This is a genomic window from Agrobacterium tumefaciens str. B6 (assembly GCF_001541315.1).
In the GTDB taxonomy this organism is placed as follows: domain Bacteria; phylum Pseudomonadota; class Alphaproteobacteria; order Rhizobiales; family Rhizobiaceae; genus Agrobacterium; species Agrobacterium radiobacter.
Window position 1 is genome coordinate 14,392 of sequence record NZ_LMVK01000014.1, and the last position, 18,219, is coordinate 32,610.

The 18,219-nt window shown below is 60.6% G+C and carries 18 protein-coding genes; 10 read left to right on the forward strand and 8 right to left on the reverse strand.

Going from position 1 to position 18,219, the window contains the following annotated elements; genetic code table 11:
• Nucleotides 1-54: 54 nt before the first annotated feature.
• The 6 genes from ASB65_RS13805 (at nt 55) to ASB65_RS13825 (ending at nt 5,589) form a co-directional block, all read left to right on the forward strand.
• A complete protein-coding gene (locus tag ASB65_RS13805) occupies nt 55-792 on the forward strand; it encodes a FadR/GntR family transcriptional regulator (protein WP_003508015.1) in 738 nt (245 codons plus the stop codon).
• 222 nt (nt 793-1,014) lie between these two features.
• Nucleotides 1,015-2,376: a bifunctional UDP-N-acetylglucosamine diphosphorylase/glucosamine-1-phosphate N-acetyltransferase GlmU gene (gene glmU / locus ASB65_RS13810; RefSeq protein WP_060724301.1), complete on the forward strand. Its 1,362-nt coding sequence runs from the start codon at nt 1,015-1,017 to the stop codon at nt 2,374-2,376.
• Between the two features lie 25 nt (nt 2,377-2,401).
• Nucleotides 2,402-2,644, forward strand: a complete 243-nt coding sequence (locus ASB65_RS28200) for a hypothetical protein (RefSeq protein ID WP_141681089.1) — start codon at nt 2,402-2,404, stop codon at nt 2,642-2,644.
• Nucleotides 2,581-4,407, forward strand: coding sequence for a glutamine--fructose-6-phosphate transaminase (isomerizing) (gene glmS / locus ASB65_RS13815; RefSeq protein ID WP_020809235.1), 1,827 nt, complete (start codon nt 2,581-2,583; stop codon nt 4,405-4,407). Before ASB65_RS28200 ends, glmS begins: the two co-directional genes overlap by 64 nt.
• The gene (locus ASB65_RS13820) at nt 4,404-4,907 is read left to right on the forward strand and encodes a GNAT family N-acetyltransferase (protein ID WP_060724302.1); all 504 of its coding nucleotides are present in this window, start codon (nt 4,404-4,406) and stop codon (nt 4,905-4,907) included. Before glmS ends, ASB65_RS13820 begins: the two co-directional genes overlap by 4 nt.
• A gap of 13 nt (nt 4,908-4,920) precedes the next feature.
• Entirely contained in the window at nt 4,921-5,589 is a 669-nt protein-coding gene (locus tag ASB65_RS13825; protein ID WP_003508022.1) for a DUF502 domain-containing protein, read from the forward strand.
• A 3-nt stretch (nt 5,590-5,592) separates the two neighbouring features.
• Here the strand turns inward: ASB65_RS13825 and ASB65_RS13830 are convergent, their stop codons facing one another.
• Genes ASB65_RS13830 through recG form a run of 4 tightly spaced genes read right to left on the reverse strand, consistent with a single transcriptional unit; the run spans nt 5,593 to nt 8,675 of the window.
• The gene (locus tag ASB65_RS13830; RefSeq protein WP_060724303.1) at nt 5,593-5,976 is read right to left on the reverse strand and encodes a type II toxin-antitoxin system VapC family toxin; all 384 of its coding nucleotides are present in this window, start codon (nt 5,974-5,976) and stop codon (nt 5,593-5,595) included.
• Nucleotides 5,973-6,230, reverse strand: a complete 258-nt coding sequence (locus ASB65_RS13835) for a type II toxin-antitoxin system Phd/YefM family antitoxin (RefSeq protein WP_060724304.1) — start codon at nt 6,228-6,230, stop codon at nt 5,973-5,975. Before ASB65_RS13835 ends, ASB65_RS13830 begins: the two co-directional genes overlap by 4 nt.
• Before the next feature lie 54 nt (nt 6,231-6,284).
• Nucleotides 6,285-6,557 (reverse strand): hypothetical protein, encoded by a 273-nt coding sequence (locus ASB65_RS13840; protein WP_003508029.1) that lies wholly within the window; start codon nt 6,555-6,557, stop codon nt 6,285-6,287.
• A 12-nt stretch (nt 6,558-6,569) separates the two neighbouring features.
• The gene (gene recG, locus ASB65_RS13845; protein WP_060724331.1) at nt 6,570-8,675 is read right to left on the reverse strand and encodes an ATP-dependent DNA helicase RecG; all 2,106 of its coding nucleotides are present in this window, start codon (nt 8,673-8,675) and stop codon (nt 6,570-6,572) included.
• A 188-nt stretch (nt 8,676-8,863) separates the two neighbouring features.
• On the opposite strand from recG, the gene ASB65_RS13850 reads away from it, so the two are divergent.
• The 3 genes from ASB65_RS13850 (at nt 8,864) to ASB65_RS13860 (ending at nt 13,167) form a co-directional block, all read left to right on the forward strand.
• Nucleotides 8,864-9,175, forward strand: coding sequence for a succinate dehydrogenase assembly factor 2 (locus tag ASB65_RS13850; RefSeq protein WP_003508031.1), 312 nt, complete (start codon nt 8,864-8,866; stop codon nt 9,173-9,175).
• A gap of 3 nt (nt 9,176-9,178) precedes the next feature.
• Nucleotides 9,179-12,676, forward strand: a complete 3,498-nt coding sequence (gene mfd / locus ASB65_RS13855) for a transcription-repair coupling factor (RefSeq protein WP_060724305.1) — start codon at nt 9,179-9,181, stop codon at nt 12,674-12,676.
• Between the two features lie 149 nt (nt 12,677-12,825).
• On the forward strand, nt 12,826-13,167 hold the full coding sequence (locus ASB65_RS13860; protein WP_003508033.1) for a hypothetical protein: 342 nt from the start codon (nt 12,826-12,828) through the stop codon (nt 13,165-13,167).
• A gap of 55 nt (nt 13,168-13,222) precedes the next feature.
• On the opposite strand, the gene ASB65_RS13865 is transcribed toward ASB65_RS13860, so the two are convergent.
• The 3 genes from ASB65_RS13865 to ASB65_RS13875 are packed head-to-tail and all read right to left on the reverse strand — an operon-like array spanning nt 13,223 to nt 16,762.
• Nucleotides 13,223-14,155 (reverse strand): DMT family transporter, encoded by a 933-nt coding sequence (locus ASB65_RS13865; protein ID WP_060724306.1) that lies wholly within the window; start codon nt 14,153-14,155, stop codon nt 13,223-13,225.
• Between the two features lie 51 nt (nt 14,156-14,206).
• Nucleotides 14,207-14,875 carry a DsbA family oxidoreductase gene (locus ASB65_RS13870; RefSeq protein WP_060724307.1) on the reverse strand — a complete coding sequence of 223 codons (669 nt, stop codon included), beginning with the start codon at nt 14,873-14,875 and terminating at the stop codon, nt 14,207-14,209.
• Nucleotides 14,876-14,914: 39 nt separating this feature from the next.
• Nucleotides 14,915-16,762 (reverse strand): extracellular solute-binding protein, encoded by a 1,848-nt coding sequence (locus ASB65_RS13875; RefSeq protein ID WP_060724308.1) that lies wholly within the window; start codon nt 16,760-16,762, stop codon nt 14,915-14,917.
• Between the two features lie 306 nt (nt 16,763-17,068).
• Between ASB65_RS13875 and ASB65_RS13880 the strand changes: the two genes are divergently transcribed.
• Nucleotides 17,069-17,725: an invasion associated locus B family protein gene (locus ASB65_RS13880; protein ID WP_003508037.1), complete on the forward strand. Its 657-nt coding sequence runs from the start codon at nt 17,069-17,071 to the stop codon at nt 17,723-17,725.
• 91 nt (nt 17,726-17,816) lie between these two features.
• Here the strand turns inward: ASB65_RS13880 and hspQ are convergent, their stop codons facing one another.
• Nucleotides 17,817-18,146 carry a heat shock protein HspQ gene (hspQ, locus tag ASB65_RS13885; RefSeq protein ID WP_003508038.1) on the reverse strand — a complete coding sequence of 110 codons (330 nt, stop codon included), beginning with the start codon at nt 18,144-18,146 and terminating at the stop codon, nt 17,817-17,819.
• Nucleotides 18,147-18,219: the final 73 nt, after the last annotated feature.

Here is an 18,219-nt window from a genome sequence, read left to right on the forward strand (position 1 = left end):
CGATTTTTTCGAGATCGCCAGCCGAACGGAAGGATATGGCACTTGCAGCGCGGAATGCTCGATGCGGCGATCGGTTTTCGAAAGCTGCGGACAAATCATGCACAGGTCGTTCACAAGCTCGGTCTCGATATCGTCTCCGGCACCTTCAAGACGGGTGACATCCTTCCTGGTGATGCCGAGCTGATGGAGCGTCTGAAAGTGTCGCGCACAGTGCTGCGCGAAGCGATGAAGACGCTCACCGCCAAGGGCATGATTTCACCCAAGGCGCGTATCGGCACCCGGGTGACGGAGCGCGAGAGCTGGAACATGTTCGACAGCGAAGTGCTGCTCTGGCATTTCGAGGCTGGTGTCAGCGATGAGTTTTTGCTGCATCTTTATGATATCCGTCAGGCTTTCGAACCCTATGGCGCGGGCCTTGCCGCTATCAGGGCAAAGGACACCGATATCACCAAGCTCGCCGCCTATGCCAACGAGATGGGCAACACGGCCTATTCCAAGGAAAAGCGCGCTCTTGCGGATATGAACTTCCATGTGCTCATCACCGAAATGTCGGGCAACCCGTTCATGCGCACCGTCGGTTCGCTGATAAAGGCGGCTCTGGTTGGTATTTTCCGGATGAGCAACCCGGATACCGATCCCAATGAGATTTCCGATGTTTCCGCCTCCCACCTGAGGCTCGTCGAGGCGTTTCGCCTGCGCGATGAGGCCGCGGCGCGCCGCGAAATGGAAAGGCTGATTGAGAACGGCCGCCAGCAGGTGCTGGAATTCACTGCCCGCAATACCCCGCGATAACTCAAACTGCGGGAGCGGGATGCGACCCTCTTCCAATCACGTTTGATGAAAATCGGTGCGGAAATTTGGTGCAGATTTGCATGGTTTCTTAAGTGGGCCGCCGTTATAGCAATTCCGGAATGAAATTACCGATGCGCCCGTTCGTTTGCCGGACGGCGTGAAGTCAAACATATGCCGCCGTCCTGGCCGCCATGCGGCCGGCGACAGGGTGTTGGAGGTCTTATGGAGCGCAGCTCTCTAGCCATTATTCTCGCAGCGGGCGACAGCACGCGCATGAAATCGTCGAAGTCCAAGGTGCTGCATCCGGTCGCCGGGCGTCCGATGATCGCGCATGTGGTGGAGGCGGTGGCTGGATCTGGCGGCGGCACGGTGGCGCTGGTGGGCGGGCGCGATGCCGACAATGTCACTGCGGCCGCAAGCATGAAGGGCATTCAGGGCGAAGCTTTCCTGCAAACGGAACGCAAGGGCACTGGCCACGCGGTTCTTGCCGCACGCGCCGCCCTCGAACGCGGTTTCGATGATCTCATCATTGCCTATGGCGATGTGCCACTTATCACCTCCGCAACGCTCGACCGGGCGCGTGAGGCGATTGCCGCCGGCGCCGATGTCGCTGTCATCGGTTTCCATACCGATCGCCCGACCGGTTACGGCCGGCTTCTGGTCGAGAATGGTGAGCTTGTCGCGATCCGCGAGGAAAAAGACGCCACCGATGCGGAGCGCAAGGTCACCTGGTGCAATAGCGGCCTGATGGCCATCAACGGCCGCAATGCGCTCGATCTGCTCGACCGGATCGGCAACAGCAATGTGAAGGGCGAATATTATCTGACTGACGTCGTCGAGATCGCCCGCTCTCTCGGACGCCGCGCCGTCGCCATCGACGCGCCGGAAGCCGAGCTGGTCGGCTGCAACAACCGTGCCGAACTGGCCTTTATCGAGAAGCTCTGGCAGGAGCGCCGCCGCCACGAATTGATGGTGGACGGCGTTTCGATGATTGCCCCCGAAACCGTCTTCCTCTCCTTCGACACCAAGATCGGTCAGGACGTTCTGATCGAGCCGAATGTCGTCATCGGTCCCGGCGTCACGATCGAGCCGGGCGCCGTCATCCACGCCTTCTCGCATCTGGAAGGGGCCCATGTCGCGGAAGGTGCGGCCGTTGGTCCCTATGCGCGGTTGCGCCCGGGTGCGAACCTGCATGCCAATTCCAAGGTGGGCAATTTCTGCGAGGTCAAGAAGGCCGAGATCGGCGAGGGCGCCAAGGTCAACCATCTGACCTATATCGGTGACGCCTTTATCGGTGCAGGCAGCAATATCGGCGCGGGCACCATCACCTGCAATTACGATGGCTACAACAAGGCCGAAACGCGCATTGGTGCGAACAGTTTCATTGGTTCGAACTCGTCGCTGGTCGCTCCTGTCACCATTGGAGAGGGGGCCTATATCGCCTCCGGCAGCGTGATTACCGATGACGTGCCTGATGATGCGCTGGCGTTCGGGCGGGCGCGGCAGGAGATGAAACCGGGCCGGGCGACCGTTGTACGCGAGCGGGCAAAAGCGCTGAAGGAAGCGAAGAAAAAGTCCTCTTGAAAGACGTTACCAAGCGATACCGAAAGTGACCGGCGGCGTAATTGCCGATTTCAGGGAAACGGTTAAAGCATTTCCAGTAAAAGTGTGCAGCGGTTTTACGTCCGGAAATGCGTCAGAACAAAAAGGTGAAGTATTTTTGCATTTCAGGGAAATGCGAAAATGCTCTGAAAGTTTCGGCGAAGAGATCGCCGTCTGGAGAAATATATGTGCGGAATTGTCGGAATTGTCGGAACCCAGCCCGTTGCTGAACGGCTTGTCGATGCGCTGAAGCGTCTCGAATATCGCGGTTACGATTCGGCGGGTGTCGCCACCATCGACAATGGCGCGATGGACCGCCGCCGTGCGGAAGGCAAGCTGTTCAATCTGGAGAAAAGGCTCTCTGAAGAGCCGCTGCCTGGTGTCGTTGGCATCGCACACACCCGCTGGGCGACCCACGGCGTTCCGAACGAAACCAACGCCCACCCGCATTTCGTCGATGGCGTTGCCGTCGTCCATAACGGCATCATTGAAAACTTCTCCGAATTGCGCGACGAACTGAGCGCCGAGGGTGCAACCTTCACCACCCAGACCGACACCGAAGTGGTGGCGCAGCTTCTGGCGAAATATACCCGGGAGGGTCTCGGCCATCGCGAGGCGATGCTGAAGATGCTGAACCGCGTGACAGGCGCCTATGCGCTGGTGGTGATGTTCAAGGATGATCCCGGCACGCTGCTTTCGGCGCGCTCCGGCCCGCCGCTTGCCGTCGGTTACGGTAGGGGCGAAATGTTCCTCGGCTCCGACGCCATCGCGCTGTCGCCCTTCACCAACGAAATCACCTATCTGGTGGATGGCGATTGTGCCATCTTGACCCGCCAGGGTGCTGAGATCATCGATTTCTCGGGCAAGCCGGTGAAGCGCGAGCGTCAGATCTCGCAGGCGACGGCCTTCGTGGTCGACAAGGGCAACCATCGCCACTTCATGGAAAAGGAAATCTACGAGCAGCCGGAAGTCATTTCCCACGCGCTCAGCCATTACGTGGATTTCGCCTCCAAGACCGTGAAGCAGGCCGACACGGCAATCGACTTCGCCAAGCTTTCCGGCCTTGCGATTTCCGCCTGCGGCACGGCCTATCTGTCCGGCCTGATCGGCAAATACTGGTTCGAACGTTACGCGCGTCTGCCGGTGGAAATCGATGTCGCCTCGGAATTCCGCTATCGCGAAATCCCGCTTGTTCCCACGCAGGCCGCGCTGTTCATTTCGCAATCGGGGGAAACTGCCGATACGCTGGCGGCCTTGCGTTATTGCCAGCAGGAGGGCCTGAAGATCGGCGCGGTGGTCAATACGCGTGAATCGACCATGGCGCGTGAATCCGATGCGATCTTCCCGATCCTCGCCGGTCCTGAAATCGGCGTGGCCTCCACCAAGGCCTTCACCTGCCAGCTTGCCGTGCTCGCTTCGCTTGCCGTTGCCGCCGGAAAAGCGCGAGGCACCATCACGCCTCAGCAGGAAACCGAGCTGGTTCGCCATCTCACCGAGATGCCGCGCATCATGAGCAAGGTTCTCAACAGTATCCAGCCGCAGATCGAAGCGCTGTCACGCGATCTGTCGCGTTTCAAGGACGTGCTTTATCTCGGCCGCGGCACCAGCTTCCCGCTGGCGCTGGAAGGCGCGCTGAAGCTCAAGGAAATCTCCTATATCCACGCCGAAGGTTATGCCGCCGGCGAGCTGAAGCATGGGCCGATCGCGCTGATCGACGAAAATATGCCCGTCATCGTCATCGCGCCGCATGACCGCTTCTTCGAAAAGACCGTTTCGAACATGCAGGAAGTCGCTGCACGCGGCGGCCGCATCATCTTCATCACCGACGAGAAGGGGGCTGCCGCTTCCAAGCTCGACACGATGGCGACGATCACGCTGCCCAATGTCGACGAGCTGATCGCGCCGATGGTTTTCTCGCTGCCGATCCAGCTGCTGGCCTATCACACCGCCGTCTTCATGGGCACGGATGTGGACCAGCCGCGCAATCTGGCGAAATCGGTAACGGTGGAATGATCATCCGGCCGGAGCGGCAGGGCGACGAGGAAGCGATCGCTCGCGTTACGGAAGATGCCTTCCGTAACGCCGAGCACAGCAGCGGGACAGAACAGCTGATCGTCGCGCGGCTGCGGGATGCCGGCGCAATGACGGTTTCACTAGTGGCGGAAGACAGCGAAGGCGTCATCGGCCATGTCGGCTTCTCGCCGGTGACGCTGTCGGGCGGCGAGACCGGCTGGTTCTGCCTCGCGCCGCTCTCCGTGACACCGGAAAGGCAGGGAGAAGGTGTCGGTTCGCGGCTGGCGCGTGAAGGGCTTGCCGCACTGGAGCGGCTGAGCGCTGCCGGCTGCGTCGTTGTCGGTGATCCCGCCTATTACGGCCGCTTCGGTTTTCGCCATGTTGAAGGGGTGAGTGCGGAAGGGATTCCTGACGAATATTTCACAGTTCTTCGCTTGCATGGTGGAACTCCATCCGGCATTGTCGGTTTTCATCCGGGTTTCGATGGCGACAACGCTTAATTCCGAACGGTAAATGACCGATATTCCAGTCAAAATTTCATTCGCAGCCCGCCTGCGCAATAGTTTCCTCACGGGCGTTCTGATCCTCGCGCCCGTCACCATCACCATGTGGCTGGTGTGGAGTTTCCTGCAATGGGCGGATAGCTGGGTGAAGCCCTATATTCCGGCCCGTTACGATCCCGAGCAATATTTCGATGTGGCAATCCCCGGTTTCGGCCTGCTGATCGCCGTCATCGGCATCACGCTCATCGGCTTTCTCGGTAATAATCTCATCGGCAAATGGATTTTCGGCGTCGGCGAATCCATCCTTAATCGCATGCCGCTGGTGCGGCCGATCTACAAAAGCATCAAGCAGCTGTTCGAATCCGTCCTGAAAGAGCATTCGAACTCCTTCAAAAAGGTCGGCCTGATCGAGTTTCCATCGTCAGGGACCTGGGCCATGGTTTTCGTCGCCTCCGAGGCCAAGGGCGAGCTTGCTCACCGTTTCAACGAAATGGGCCAGCAGATGGTCGCCGTCTTCCTGCCGCCCACACCGGTGCCGACGGCAGGTTTTCTGCTCTTCGTGCCCAAAAACAAGATCGTGATGCTGGACATGACACCGGAGGATGCGGCGAAACTGCTGATTTCCGGCGGCTTGGTGGCACCCGATTTCACGCCGCCCAAGATGATCGCGCCGGTTTGACGGTTAGAGAGCGCCGAGGATGTCCGTCTGCGAAAAGTCGTTGCCGACATAAAGCAAAGGGCAGCCCTCGGTTTTCGCCAGATCATAGGCAAAACAGTCGCCGAAATTCAGTCCGGCGGGATGAATACCCTTGCCCCAGATGCGGTAAGCTTCAGAAACGCCATGCGCCGATTTTGGGGTAACGGGTCTGATTTCGACGCTCAGACCTTCGATCAGTATCTCTAGTTCCCGGCTGCGGTCGCGCCGTTGCGCCACGATCATGGCCTCCGCAAGCGTACCGGCGGAAATGAGTAGAGGCTCATCTGTTTCGAGAGCTGCGGCGCAGGCATCCGCTTTGGGTTCATCAAGCAGGATCGCCATCAGAGCCGACGTATCGATGACGATCATTCAGGCAGGCCGTTCTCGTCATAGAGGAAATCCTGACTATGCGCGGCATCGGGGCCATCATTGGTTTTGTTTGCGACTGCCTTGCGCACTTTTTTCAGCGTGGCACCGCGGGATGTCTTGTCCGCCACGACAACGACCGGAACAAGACGCACTGCTGCGTGACCATGCCGGGTGAGAATGATTTCATCTCCCGCCTCGGCGCGGCGCACCAATTCGGTCAGCTGGCCCTTTGCGTCAGTAACAGAAATCTGCATGGCTTGCTCCAGGAATTAAGGCACTCCGCAGATTAGTCCATTCAATGGACCATATCAATCCTCGTCATCCAGATCATCCACTTCCGTCCCCGCATTGGTCGCGTGGAAAACGGGAACGAAAAGCCGCATATAGACCAGGCGCACGCTCCAGCCTGCCTCCAGCGCCTCGCTCCAGGCCTTCTTGCGGCCGGGCTTCTTGAACGCCTTGCCGATCGCCTTTTTCTCACTCTTCGCAAATGTCTCGGGTTGCAGGATATTCTGCGGCGAGCACAGCGCATAACCCTTGCGGAAGGCGGGTGGTGGGCGGCGGGGGTCGATCATGTTCATGACAGGTCACTTTCAGCCGGCGTGCAGGAAGCGGATCGCTTCGTCCCGGCGGTGCAGGTAGAGCAAGGTGCGCAGCGCATTGCCGCGCGGGGCCGTCAGTTCGGGGTCGCGCTCGATGACGTAGGCCGCGTCCTTGCGGGCGATTTCCAGAAGGTCGGCGTGGGCTTCCAGGCTGGCGATGCGGAATCCCGGCGTGCCGGACTGGCGGGTGCCGAGCAACTCGCCTTCGCCGCGCAGCTTCAAATCCTCTTCCGCGATCAGGAAGCCATCCTCGCTGTCACGCAGGATGGAAAGCCGGGCGCGGCCGTTTTCGCTGAGCGGCCCCTTGTAGAGCAGGATGCAGGTGGAGGCCTCGTCACCGCGTCCAACCCGGCCACGCAGCTGGTGAAGCTGGGCAAGGCCGAAACGTTCGGCATGTTCGATGACCATGATCGTCGCGTCAGGCACATCGACGCCCACTTCCACCACCGTCGTTGCCACCAACAGCCGGGTTTCACCGCTCTTGAAGGCGAGCATGGCGGCGTCCTTCTCCGGGCCGCTCATGCGGCCATGGATGAGGCCGATATTGGCGCCCAGCATCTGCGAGAGAACTGCGTGCCGCTCCTCCGCCGACATAAGGTCGGATTCTTCCGTTTCTTCCACCAGCGGGCAGATCCAGTAGGCCTTCTTGCCATCCTTCAGCGCGGAACGCAGCCGCTCGACAATGTCGCCGATCCGTTCGGTGGGGATCGTTACCGTCTGGATAGGCTTGCGGCCGGCCGGCTTTTCGGTGAGCTTGGAGACATCCATGTCGCCGAAGGCGGCCAGAACCAGCGTGCGCGGAATGGGCGTGGCAGTCATGACCAGCATATGCGGGGTGATGCCCTTGGCGGTGAGGCGCAGGCGTTGATGAACGCCGAAACGGTGCTGTTCGTCCACCACGGCCAGCACGAGGTTCTTGTAACTCACGCTGTCCTGAAACAACGCATGGGTGCCGATGACGATCTGCGCTTCACCTGATGCGACGCGCTCCTCGATCTCGCGCCGCTCCTTGCCCTTGGTGCGGCCGGTCAGCACTTCGACGGTAATGCCCGCGGCCTGAGCGAGCTTGGAAATGGTGGCGTAGTGCTGCCGGGCGAGGATTTCGGTCGGGGCCATCAGCACCGCCTGTCCGCCTGCCTCCACGGCCGTTGCCATCGCCATCAGCGCCACCAGCGTCTTGCCTGCGCCGACATCGCCCTGCAGCAGCCGCAACATGCGGTCTTCGCCGGCCATGTCAGTCAGAATATCCTTCACCGCAGCGCTCTGGCTCGGTGTCAGCGAGAAGGGCAGTTGCGACAGGATTTTTGCGGCGACATCACCCTTGGCGCGGATCGGCTGGCCCGCCACTTTGCGCAGCCGCTGGCGCACCAATGCGAGTGACAGCTGCCCGGCGAGGAATTCGTCATAGGCAAGCCGCCTGCGCGCTGGAGCCTGCGGCTCGATATCGGCGCTGTCACGCGGGTCGTGCAACTCACGGAAGCTCGAAGCGACATCGCCGAAGCCTTGCCTGGTCTTCAGCGTTTCATCGATCCACTCCGGAAAGACCGGCAGCTTCGACAGCCCGCCTTCGATCGCCCGCCGCAGCACCTTGGGGGACAGTCCGGCGGTCATGGGATAAACGGCTTCCACAAGTGGCAGGTTTTCGGCCTCGGAAAGTTTCACCATGAAATCCGGATGCACCATGGAGGCGCGGCCATTGAACCAGTCCACCTTGCCGCTGACGAGAACCTCCTCATCGACCGGCAGCGCCTTGGACAGCCAGTCGCCCTTGGCGCGGAAGAAGGTCAGCGCCAGTTCGCCGGTCTCGTCATGCAGGAAGACGCGATAGGGCGCGGAGCGGTTTCCCGGCGGTGGCGGCTGGTGGCGGTCCACTCGTCCCTGAATGGTGACAATGGCGCCGGGTGCGGCAAGCGCAATGCCGGGGCGGTTGCGGCGGTCGATGACGTTGGACGGCGCGTGGAACAGGAGATCGATCACGCGGGTGTCATCGGCGTTTTCCCGGCTCAAGAGCTTGGCCAGAAGATCGGCAAGCTTCGGCCCCACACCGGCAAGGGTGGAGACGGAAGCAAACAGCGGATCGAGAATGGCTGGGCGCATGGTCAGCAAAATCGGGGAAGGGCACGGCTTATGCAAGACTTCGCAGGTCACAAAGGCGGGTTATCACCGGCAGTTTTTAGCGGCCGTGGCATTATTTCGATAAAAACCGGTTCCCAAGCGTTCGCCTCCTGTTCTATAGGAGGTCGCAGTCAACATCCTGTTGAATAGCCAACCGAAAGGTGAATGCGATGACTGGACTGGTGCGCACGAGTGCCGACCTCGATCCGAGACGCCGGCGGATTCTTTACCGCTGCTGGCACCGGGGCATTCGCGAGATGGATCTGGTGCTCGGGCAATTTGCGGAAGACAATATTGCCGGGCTTTCCGATGATCAGCTCGATGAGCTTGAGATCATCATGGCGGAAGAGGATAACGACCTCGTCAAGATGGTGACCGGCGCGCTTGCCATACCGGAAAAATTCCAGACACCGCTGTTTGAAAAGATCGCCTCCTACCGTCCCGATTTTGATCTCGTCACCGCCGAAACCCTGAAGGCCTGAAACATGATAGCCGGATTCGATGCAAAGCTGGTGGCGTCGGCAGATACGCCGCTGACCATCGGAAATGTGCCCTCCGGCATGGAAGCCCTGCTTCTGGCCGATATGGCGCGGGCGGGGACATCGGTCGCCTATGTCATGTCGGATGGCCAGCGGGTCGCAGATCTCGAACAGATTCTCGGTTTCGTCGCGCCTGACATTCCGGTCATGACGCTGCCGGCCTGGGACTGCCTTCCCTATGACCGCGTGTCACCGAGCGCCGACACCTCGGCGCGCCGGCTGGCGGCGCTTTCCGGTCTCATCAGCCACGCCAGGAAACCGCATCCGGCCATCGTGCTGGTCACCGTCAACGCCATGCTGCAGAAGATGGCGCCGCGCGACATTATCGAGAGCCTCGGCTTTTCGGCGAAGCCCGGCAACCAGATCCGCATGGACGACATCGCCGCACGGCTGGAGCGCAACGGTTTCGACCGTGTGGCGACGGTGCGCGAAGTCGGTGAATTCGCCGTGCGCGGCGGCATTCTCGATGTCTTCGTGCCGGGCACGGAAGAGCCGGTGCGGCTCGATTTCTTCGGCGACACGCTGGAAAGCATCCGCACCTTCGATCCGGCCAGCCAGCGCACCATCGGCCAGGCGCGCTCGCTCGATCTGAATCCGATGAGCGAAGTGACGCTGACGCCGGATACGATCAGCCGTTTCCGCAAGAATTACCTGTCGCTGTTCGGTGCCGCGACGCGTGACGACGCGCTTTATCAGGCCGTCTCTGAAGGCCGCCGTTATGCCGGCATGGAGCACTGGCTGCCGTTGTTTTACGAGAAGCTGGAAACCGCCTTCGATTATCTCGAGGGTTTCCGCATCGTCACCGATCACACGGCGCGGGAGGCGGCAAAAGAGCGCTCCAAGCTGGTGCTCGATTATTACGATGCGCGCCGCAGCTCCGGTGAAACCAAGGGATCGACGCAGGGCGCGCCCTACAAGCCGGTTTCGCCCGGCCAGCTCTATCTCGACGGCAAGAGTTTCGATGCCGCACTGGCCGCCGTCAATGCGGTGCGTCTGACACCCTTCAACGAGCAGGATAGCGAAGGCCGCCCGGTCGCCACGCTCGACGCCCATGTCGGGCCGCGCTGGGCGCGTCCGCCAACCGAAGGCGAGAGCGAAGAACGGGTCAATGTTTTCGATCTGGCGGTGAAGCATATTGCCGAGCGCCGGGCCAAGGGCTGGAAGGTGCTGATAACAGGCTGGTCGGAAGGTTCGCTCGACCGGCTGCTGCAGGTGCTGAACGAGCACGGGCTTGAGAAGATCAAGCCGGTCGCCTCGTTGAAAGAGGTGGAGAAGCTCGGCAAGGGCGAGGCGGCCTCGGCGGTGCTGAGCCTTGAGGCGGGTTTCGAAACTGGGACGCTCGCGGTCATCGGCGAGCAGGATATTCTCGGCGACCGCATGGTGCGGCGCTCGAAACGCCGCAAGCGCGGTGCTGATTTCATCTCGGAAGTGGCGGGGCTGGACGAAGGCTCGCTGGTCGTCCATGCCGAGCATGGTATCGGCCGCTTTGTCGGCCTGCGGACAATCGAGGCAGCGGGTGCGCCGCGCGCCTGCCTGGAACTGCATTATGCCGACGATGCAAAGCTGTTCCTGCCGGTTGAAAACATCGATCTTCTTTCCCGTTACGGCTCCGATGCGGCGGAAGCCACGCTTGACAAGCTGGGTGGCGGCGCATGGCAGATGCGCAAGGCCAAGCTCAAGAAGCGCCTGCTCGACATGGCCGACGAGCTTATCCGCATCGCGGCCGCGCGCCTGGTGCGGCACGCGCCGATTCTGGCGGCACCCGATGGGCTTTACGACGAATTCGCCGCCCGTTTCCCCTATGACGAGACGGAAGACCAGCTGAACGCCATCGAGGCGGTCCGCGAGGATCTGGGTGCAGGCCGGCCGATGGATCGCCTCATCTGCGGCGATGTCGGTTTCGGCAAGACCGAAGTGGCGCTGCGCGCCGCCTTCCTCGCCGCCATGAACGGCGTTCAGGTGGCGGTGGTGGTGCCGACCACTTTGCTCTCTCGCCAGCATTTCCGCACTTTCTCCGAACGTTTCCGCGGCCTGCCGATCCGGGTGCAGCAGGCGTCGCGCCTTGTCGGCTCCAAGGAATTGACGCTGACGAAAAAGGAAGTGGCTGATGGCAAGACCGATATCGTCGTCGGCACCCATGCGCTGCTGGGCGCAGGTATCAACTTCGCCAATCTCGGCCTGCTCATCATCGACGAAGAGCAGCATTTCGGGGTGAAGCACAAGGAGCGGCTGAAGGAACTGAAGAGCGATGTGCATGTGCTGACGCTCTCTGCGACGCCCATTCCGCGCACCCTGCAGCTGGCCATGACGGGCGTGCGCGAACTGTCGCTCATCACCACGCCGCCGGTGGACCGCATGGCGGTGCGCACCTTCATTTCGCCCTTTGATCCGCTTGTCATCCGCGAAACGCTGATGCGTGAGCATTATCGTGGCGGCCAGAGTTTCTATGTTTGCCCGCGGCTTGCCGACCTCGCCGATATCCATGCCTTCCTGCAATCGGATGTACCGGAGTTGAAGGTGGCGGTGGCGCATGGGCAGATGCCGGCAGGCGAACTCGAAGACATCATGAACGCCTTTTACGACGGCAAATATGATGTGCTGCTTTCGACCACCATCGTCGAATCCGGCCTCGACGTGCCGACCGCCAATACGCTGATCGTGCACCGCGCCGACATGTTCGGTCTTGCCCAGCTTTACCAGCTGCGCGGCCGGGTCGGGCGCTCCAAGGTGCGCGCCTTCGCGCTCTTCACCCTGCCGGTCAACAAGGTGCTGACAACGATGGCGGAGCGGCGGCTGAAGGTGCTGCAATCGCTCGACACGCTCGGCGCCGGTTTCCAGCTGGCGAGCCACGACCTCGATATTCGCGGCGCAGGCAATCTGCTCGGCGAAGAACAGTCCGGCCATATCAAGGAAGTCGGTTTCGAGCTTTACCAGCAGATGCTGGAAGAGGCGGTTGCCGAAGTGAAGGGCGACGAACAGGTGCAGGATAGCGGCTGGTCGCCGCAAATCTCGGTCGGCACCTCCGTTATGATCCCGGAGGATTATGTTCCCGATCTGCATCTACGCATGGGCCTTTACCGCCGTCTCGGCGAGCTTGCGGATATCAGCGAGATCGACGGTTTTGGCGCGGAAATGATCGATCGTTTCGGCCCCTTGCCGAAAGAGGTTCAGCACCTGCTCAAGATCGTCTACATCAAGTCGCTCTGCCGTATCGCCAATGTCGAAAAGTTGGACGCCGGGCCGAAGGGCGTCGTGGTGCAGTTCCGCAACAAGGAATTCCCCAATCCGGCAGCGCTTGTTGGCTATATCGGCAAACAGGGCACGATGGCGAAGATCCGGCCGGATCACAGCCTGTTCCTCACCCGCGATCTGCCCACGCCTGAAAAGCGGTTGACGGGTGCGGCGATGGTCATGACGCAGCTTGCGGAACTGGCGCGCTCCTGACCATGGCACCGGCAGAGTGCGGGCTGTCGTCCATATTACAGCGATGTAACTAAACGGACATGTGCCGGTAGTTTTCGCGGGCGTAATCTCCATTTCATACCCGGTGCGGCGGATCTGTAGATGCCGCCGGGTCATGAAGGAGCAGGACGATGTGGACCAACATCAACAGGTTTGCCACCGCTGGTCTGGTTGCTTTGACAATTGCGGGCACCACAATTGCCACCACCAGCCAGGCGGAAGCGCGCAATAATTTCGGCCGCGGCCTTGCGGCCGGCATTGCCGGCACGATCATTGGCGGAGCGCTGATTGCGGGTGCAAGACACCCGGGTTACGCCTACGCTCCGGCCTATGGTCCGGCTTACGGTCCTCCCGTCTACGCTGCGCCTGTTTATGGCCCGCCGGTCGCGTACGAACCCGTCTATCCGCGCTGCCACCTTGCCTGGCGACAGAATGCCTGGGGCGACATGTATCGGGTCAGGGTTTGCGACTGACAGCTGAGAGCGCCGGCGGCAGGAACAGTCGCCGGTAGTTCCGTATTCTTGTGACCTAAGTCTCGTCTTCCGGTGTGATGCCGACGGCCACGTTCTGATCGGTTGCGGCGATCGAGGCGGGCAGCGGCACTTTTCTCTGCTTCTCGCGGATCAGCGTCAATAGGCCGGAGCCAACGATGAGGGCGATGCCGAAGAGCATCCAGCCATCGATACGGTCGCCGAAAATCAGATAACCGAAAAGGATGGCCCAGAGCATCTGGCTATATTGCGTCGGGCCGATCATGGCGGCGGGCGCATATTGGGCGGCATACATGACCAGCACGTTGCCAAGTGCGCCGAGCAGGCCATATCCCGCCAGCAGCAGCCATTGCTCGCCTCCCGGCGTGACAAAGGTGGGCACCATGGCGACGCCGCTGATGGTGAGACAGCCCAGCACACCCGCCCCATAAAGCGAGACATTCTTTTCCGACGGGCCCATGGCGCGGAAGATGACGATGCTGAGCGCGCCGCTGAAGCCGCCGATGATGGCGCCGAGATGGCCGATACCCAGTTCACGGAAGCCCGGCCGCAGGATGACCAGTACGCCGAGGAAACCGATGATGACTGCGGACCAGCGACGGATGCCCACCTGTTCCTTCAGAAATACCACCGACATGATGGTGACGAAGGAGGGCAAAAGGAAGATCAGCGCAAAGGCTTCGGCCATGGAAAGATGGGTAAAGGCGGTCACGCTGCCGACAGCACCGGTGCCGGCAGCAAAAAAGCGGATGATCCACAAAGGACGGTTCGTCGTCTTCACCACATCCACCCAGCGATCGTTGCGCTTGCGGATGAAGGGCAGGGCGACGAGCCCGAACAGGGCGCCGAAGAAGGCCGATTCGATCGGCGAAATCTGGCCTTCTATAAGTTTAACGCTGGCATCGCTCCAGGCGTAGGCAGCGAGGGCGGCAAAGGCGGGCAGAATGCCTTTCAGGGTCTGGTCGGACACGGAAACACCGGGGGAAAATCGAGTTGCAGAAAACCGCCGGTGGTTTGGCCGTCAGTTCATCGATCTATGCTCGTCCGCCTTGATTTTTGCAATATCCCGCAATGCAGCAATCAGGACATCTGGCGTTTGTGCACCGCTTATGGCGTATTTCTGGTCGATGATGAAGAAGGGTACGCCGGCCACGCCCATCTGCTGCGCCGCATCAATTTCAGCGATGACGGTGTCCTTGTCCGCCTCCGAGGCGAGAAGCCGTGCCACCACCTGCGCGTCCATGCCCGCCTTTTCGGCTACATCGATCAACACGGCGTGGTCGCCGATATTGCGGCCTTCTTCGAAATTGGCCTTGAACAGCCCGGTCACCACCTTCTCCTGGATATCGCGGCCTTCGGAATGCGCCCAGAGCGACAGGCGGTGCGCGTCGAGTGTGTTCGGGCCGATCTTGATCGCATCAAAATCGTAATGGATGCCGACTTCCTTGCCGAGCTGCACCAGCGTGGCATGGGCCTGTTCCAGACGCTCCTTGCCGAGTTTTTCCTCGAGAGCTGCTTTCTGGTCGACGCCTTCAGGCGGATAGTCGGGGTTGAGGCGATAGGGACGCCAGTTCACGTCGACGCTGATTTCATCCTGCACCTCGGCTATGGCAAGATCGAGCCTTGCCTTGCCGAGATAACACCAGGGGCAGACCATATCCGATACGACGTCGATAACGATGCGTTCCATGGCTTTATCTTCCCTTGTCCTGGACCGGGCAGGGGCGGGTTACTGCGCCCGCGCATCCCACCAGGGCTGTTTCTGATTGCCTGATATCGGGGTCATATCCGGGCGGTCGATATATTTCCAGCGCGCAACCCATTGCGCACCGATATAATAGAGCGGAATGATGTAGTGGCCGGCAACCAGAAGGCGGTCATAGGCGCGCACGGCGGCCTGGAAATCTTCCGTCGAGCGCGCCTGCAGCAGCGCTTCGATCATCCGGTCAATATCGGGATTGGCGGCGCCCGCATAGTTGAAGCTGCCCTGCGCATCGCGTGAGAGCGAATTCCAGCGGTTGAGCTGCTCCATGCCCGGCGAAAGCGACGACGGCAGGGAGCGGATGATCATGTCGTAATCGAAGCTGTTCGAGCGGGCCTGATATTGCCCGTCATCGACCGAGCGGATGCCCATGGCGACGCCGATCAGATTGAGAGAACGCTGATAGGCAAGCGCGATGCGCTCCTGAGCGGGGTTCTGTGTCATGATCTCGAAGGCGAGCTGGCGGCCGTTGGCGTCGGACATCCTGCCGTTCCTGATGCTGTATCCGGCCTCTTTCAGCTTGTCGACGGCCATTTTAAGGACCTTGCGGTCCGCACCGGTGGCGTCGGTGGTCGGCAAGGCATAGGTGCCGGCCAGTAGCTGCGGAGGCATGGTCTTAGCCGCGTCGCCGAGCAGCGCCAGCTCGCGTTCGTCCGCGGCATTGCCATAGGCGCCGAGCGGCGAATTCTGCCAGTAACTCTGTGTCCGCTTGAAGGAGCCGCCGAGAATGTTTCTGTTCATCCACTCGAAATCGAACGCGTAGGTAAGGCCTTCGCGCACCTTCTCGTCGGCGAAGACGGCGCGGCGGGTGTTGAAGACGAGACCGAACATGCCTGTCGGCAGGCGCGGCTGGAAGACGTCCTTGACGATGTCGCCGCGATGGACGGCGGGGAAATTGTAAGCCTGTCCCCAATGGGAGGTGTCGGAGGTGCCGTTGATGGCGTCGCCTTCGGGATAGATGTCGATATCGCCCTTCTTGAAGGCCTCGAACATGGTGGTGACCTGCAGGAAATAGGTCACGCTGATCTCGTCGTAATTGTCGAAGCCGACCTTGCCCGGAATGTCTTTGCCCCAATAGTCCGGATTGCGCTCCCAGATGATTCGTTCGCCCGGCCGCAGGGTCTTGATTCGGTATGGACCCGAGCCGACGACTGCGCCGAGGCCGGCCTGTTCGAATTTTTCCGGATCGATCGCATGTTTCGGCAGGATCGGGGTGGAGGAGGCGAGAATGAGCGGCGTTTCGCGGTTGGCCTTGTCGTTGAAGGTGAAACGCACGCTGCGATCACCGATCTTTTCCAGCTTCGCCACCCCGTCCAGACGGCTGTTGAAGGGCGGGCGGCCTTTTTCCTTCAGAAGATTGAAGGTGAAGATCACGTCATCTGCGGTCACCGGCTCGCCGTCGGACCATTTTGCCTTCGGGTTGATGTTGAACTGGACGAAGCTTCGCTCCTCATCCCACTCCACTGTTTCGGCCAAGAGGCCGTAAAGGCTGAAAGGCTCATCGCTGGAGCGCAGCATCAGGGGTTCGTAGAGAAGATTGCCGAATTCCGGGTCCCAGACGCCGCGCGCGGTGGTGCGCATTCCCTTGAGAACGAAGGGATTGAGGCTGTCGAAGGTGCCGACGACGCCATAGGAGATGCGGCCGCCTTTCTTCACGTCAGGATTGACATAAGGAAGGTGCCTGAAGTCTGCGGGGAGCTCCGGCGTGCCGTGCATGGAAATGCCGTGCAGCGGCTGCGCCAGGGCGTTCCCGGCGGGAAGCAGGGATGATCCCAAAAGGAACAATGCGGGGATGAGGGCCGCAAGGTTGCGCATGTCACTGTCCTGTCTCAACTGTCCGTCCGATGTGCGTCACGACCGTTTATCATCATGATTCTGGCAGATATGTAGCACACGGACATGGTGCGACCCATCCAAGCGCGGGAAATCTTGGGTCAGCTCAAGAAAAAGTTAAAGAAGTGCTGGATATCGCCGCGATCGGCATGTAACAGGGTGGCCGGAAGAGACGGGTCACGCATTTGCCTCATTTAAACGACAGTTGAACGGGCAGAAGGATACCGCCATCGACGAACAGGGCCTTAACGGTTCTGTTCTGGCAGACATTCAGGAGACGGAACTCTTATGATGCAAAAGGCAAACACATTCACCCGGACGGCTCTGTCCGCTCTGGTCCTCTCTCTGGGCGCGGTTTCCGCTCCGGCCATCTCGCAGGCACAGGATGCTGCTCCCGCCGCCCAGGGCGCCGGCGCTCCGCCGCTCGGCTGGTTCAAGACCTGCTCCAAGCAGGAAGACAACGATGTCTGCGTCGTGCAGAACGTGGTTCTCGCCCAGAACGGCCAGATGATCACCGCTGTCGGCCTCATCACCGTTGAAGGCAAGGTTAACCGCAAGCTGCTGCAGGTTTCCGTTCCGACCGCGCGTCTCATTCCTCCTGGTGTGATGATGCAGATCGACGGCGGCAAGGGCCAGAAGCTCGACTACGCCGTTTGCCTTCCCGACAAGTGCACGGCCGAAGTTCCGCTGACGGACGCCATGATCGCTTCCCTGAAGAAGGGTAGCGAGGTGGTCTTCACCTCCATCAACTTCCGCCGCGCGCCGAACCCCATCAAGATCGCGCTCTCCGGCTTCACCGGCGCGTTTGACGGCCCGGCGATCACCCAGTCGCAGCTGGCCGAAAGCCAGCGCAGCCTGCAGGAAGGCATGCAGAAGAAGGCTGAAGAGGCTCGCAAGAAGCTGGAAGCCGCTCAGGATGCCGCCAAGGGCGCTCCGAAGCCCTGATTGCAGCGTAAGCGCTAAAAACAGAAAACCGGTCTGGTGACAGACCGGTTTTTTTATGTCCCTGGGAGGGTGGGGAGATGGTTGGCGGGCGTCAATGCGCCGTTGACATTTTCGGGCGCCATTCGCCGTTCGGCGCCTTGTCGAAGATGCGGCCGATATTGGGGTTTCGGAGCGGCGTCTCGTTTTCGTCGTGGACGAGGTTCTGCTCGGAAACATAGGCGACATATTCCGTCTCCTCGTTTTCGGCCAGAAGATGATAGAAGGGCTGGTCGCGATCCGGCCTGATTTCCGCGGGAATGGCGTTCCACCATTCCTCGGTATTGGCATATTCCGGGTCGACGTCGATGACCACGCCGCGGAACGGAAACACCTTGTGGCGGACGATCTCGCCAAGCGTGAATTTTGCGTCTCTTTGTTTCATGGCATGAACTTCCTTTCCCACTAATAGTTGGGTGCGGAACGCAAAATATCAAGGGCTAGGGGGTATCCCGGCC